The following is a 2,796-nucleotide window of genomic DNA, read 5'->3' as shown; positions in this document are numbered from 1 at the left end:
CCACGAATTTCGGTCGCAAGCGGGACGAAGCGGACATCGGATGTCGGTCATGATCGGTGGGGTTCGTCGCGAATGACCCTGGCTGTGTAGAAACACGAAAGATCGAAACGCGACGAGAATAACATTCTTCATTTCGTGCTTTAAGTTGGGCGCCCTTGCGAGTTTGGTGGTGAAGAGGGTCGCGGACGAATAGCTTCTTCTATCGCCCTCCAAACGCCTCGGTGTTTTCACACAACCAAGACCCATAGGCGACCTGTCGGGCTTGCCAGTGCTGCTGTGCAAACTGGCCATCGAGACCCATTTCAATGCTCGCATTTCTCTGCTGTAATCGGTTAGTTCAGCGTGTTGCCAAGGCTTGAGCGAGGGCAATGAGGCGACGCGATTTCGTCACGCTTTTTGGCGGTGCGGCGGCTCTGTTGCCGCTTGCGGCGCGTGCGCAGCAGTCCATAAAGGTGTGGCGGATTGGATACCTGGGATTTGGCCCTGCCTCCAGTTGGACGAGCGAAGTTGAAGCTCTACGGAGCGGCCTGCGCGATCTCGGCTATGTCGAGGGTAAGAACATTGCGATTGAGTTCCGATGGGCCGAGCGGGCTGACCAAACGTTTGATCTCGCAACCCAACTCGTTCGAATGAATGTCGATGTTATCTTCGCGCCCGCATCAACTCAGGTGGAGCCCGCGCGACGTGCGACAAATACGATTCCCATTGTTTTCGCTCAACATGCCGATCCGGTCGGCCTGGGAGATGTGGGGAGCCTTTCGCGCCCTGGCGGGAATATCACCGGCATGTCGATGCTTCTCACGGAGATCTCCGTCAAAGAGCTAGAGATTTTGAGAGAAACGTTGCCCGACGCAGCTCGGATTGGTGTTCTCTGGAATCCCACGACGCCTTCTCACCCAACTGCCGTAAGGGCGGTTGAGGCTATAAGTGAAAAACTCGGAGTCCAACTCGTTTTGGCTCCGGCTGGAACTGTCACCGAGATCCAAGAAGCATTCCGGACGATGTCGCGAGAAAGGGTCAGTGGTGTTCTCGTCTTATCGTCACCACTTTACACCGCGCAGGGCGCACTCCTGGCCGATCTTCAGATGAAGTATCGCTTGCCCGAGATCTTCGCAAACAGAGCCAACGTGGACGCTGGTGGTCTTGTCAGTTATGGCGCGGATTTGAACGATCTGTATCGACGTGCCGCGTTCTATATTGGCAAGATTTTGAAAGGCACCAGCCCAGCTGACCTGCCAGTCGAGCAGGCGTCGAGATACTTGATGGTTTTCAACCTGAAGACAGCGAAAGCACTCGGCATCACCATTCCCCCGACCGTGCTCGCCCGCGCCGACGAGGTGATCGAATAGCATCCCTTTTACTGCGATGCATGAGTCCGGAGCCCATACCGACGAAATCCCGGCGCTCCCGATATGTCTGCTGTCAGGGGGTAGACCGGAAATGACGGTAAGGCGGCGCAACCGACGCTCGTGACCCAACGGCGACATCGGCCGCCAACCTTCCTGTGATGCACAACGAGCGATCAGCATGGTAGGCTCCGGCCGTCGGCCTGAGGGCGAGCCCATGAGGCGACGCGACTTTATCGCAGCAGTCGGTGGCGCTGCGGCTTCATGGCCGCTTACTGCACGCGCGCAGCAGGGCGAACGCATGCGCCGCATTGGCGCGTTGTTGTCGATTGCGGAGGACGATCCCGACAGGGACCGCGTCGCGGCGTTTGAGCAAGGCTTGCAGCAGTTGGGATGGACCATCGGCGACAATTTGCGCATCGACTACCGCTGGGCCACGAGCGATGTCGAGCGCTCTCGATATGCGGCGGAACTGATCTCGCTCAAGCCCGATGTTCTTTTTGCCTCGTCGGGCGCGGTCGTGAGCGCCTTGCAGCAGGTGACCCGGACCGTGCCGATTGTGTTCGTAACCGTCATCGATCCTGTCGGCGGAGGGTGGGTTGCGAGCTTGGCGCGGCCGGGCGGTAACGCTACCGGCTTCGCTTCGCACGATTTTAGCTTGAGCGGGAAATTGCTCGAACTGCTCAAGGAGGTCGCCCCCCCGCGTGACGCGGGTAGCCGTGATCCGGGATCCTACCGTGCCCGCTGGCTCCGGCGGGTTTGCCGCGATCCAAACGGTAGCGCCGTCCCTTGGAGTCGAGCTGACGCCGATCGGCGTGCGCGACGCAAGCGAAATCGAGCATGGCATCACTGATTTCGCGCGCTTCCCGAATGGCGGCCTGATCATGGTCGGACCGGGATCGTCGGTGACGCTTCACCGCGATCTCATCATTCGGCTGGCGGCCCAGCATCGGCTGCCAGCCGTGTACAGCAGCCGCCGTTATATCGCCCATGGCGGACTCATCGCGTATGCGGACGATCCGGTCGATCAGTTCCGCCGCGCGGCAGGCTATATCGATCGCATTCTAAAGGGCGAGAAGCCGGCCGATCTGCCGGTGCAGGCTCCGACCAAATACCAACTGATCATCAACCTCAAGACCGCGAAGGCGCTAGGCCTCGACCTCCCTCCGTCGGTGGTCGCGCGGGCCGATGAGGTGATCGAATAGACCTTACTTTGCTGCGGCGCATGAGTCTGGAAATGGCCCTTCGCGACAGTTTACGCGGCGCAGGGACATGTCCGCAGTTGGGGGCAGACCGGAAGTGACCGGGCGACCGTCGAAACGACGCGATTGACCCTGGCTGTGTAAAAACGCGAATGATCGAGACACGGCTAGAATTACATTCTTCAGTTCGTCGTCTAAGTTGAAGCCACGTGCTAGCTTAAGCGCTAGAACCGCCTTGGACGAATAAC

The 2,796-nt window shown here is 59.2% G+C and carries 3 protein-coding genes; all 3 read left to right on the top strand.

What is annotated here, in order from left to right:
• Positions 1-368: 368 nt before the first annotated feature.
• The 3 genes from AC629_RS43010 to AC629_RS43000 all read left to right on the top strand — a co-directional run bounded on the left by AC629_RS43010 (position 369) and on the right by AC629_RS43000 (position 2,551).
• The gene (locus AC629_RS43010; RefSeq protein ID WP_084810663.1) at positions 369-1,349 is read left to right on the top strand and encodes an ABC transporter substrate-binding protein; all 981 of its coding nucleotides are present in this window, start codon (positions 369-371) and stop codon (positions 1,347-1,349) included.
• Positions 1,350-1,647: 298 nt separating this feature from the next.
• On the top strand, positions 1,648-2,199 hold the full coding sequence (locus AC629_RS43005) for an ABC transporter substrate-binding protein (RefSeq protein ID WP_168195740.1): 552 nt from the start codon (positions 1,648-1,650) through the stop codon (positions 2,197-2,199).
• On the top strand, positions 2,084-2,551 hold the full coding sequence (locus AC629_RS43000) for an ABC transporter substrate binding protein (protein ID WP_168195739.1): 468 nt from the start codon (positions 2,084-2,086) through the stop codon (positions 2,549-2,551). Before AC629_RS43005 ends, AC629_RS43000 begins: the two co-directional genes overlap by 116 nt.
• The last annotated feature ends 245 nt before the right edge of the window (positions 2,552-2,796 follow it).

Source organism: Bradyrhizobium sp. NAS80.1, from assembly GCF_001908205.1.
Classification (GTDB): domain Bacteria; phylum Pseudomonadota; class Alphaproteobacteria; order Rhizobiales; family Xanthobacteraceae; genus Bradyrhizobium.
This window is presented reverse-complemented; position numbering and strand designations above follow the sequence as displayed.

Bases quoted from the DNA above. Each gene is read 5' to 3' on its own strand.
- AC629_RS43010 (WP_084810663.1), top strand. From the start codon at position 369: ATGAGGCGACGCGATTTCGTCACGCTTTTTGGCGGTGCGGCGGCTCTG.
- AC629_RS43005 (WP_168195740.1), top strand. From the start codon at position 1,648: ATGCGCCGCATTGGCGCGTTGTTGTCGATTGCGGAGGACGATCCCGAC.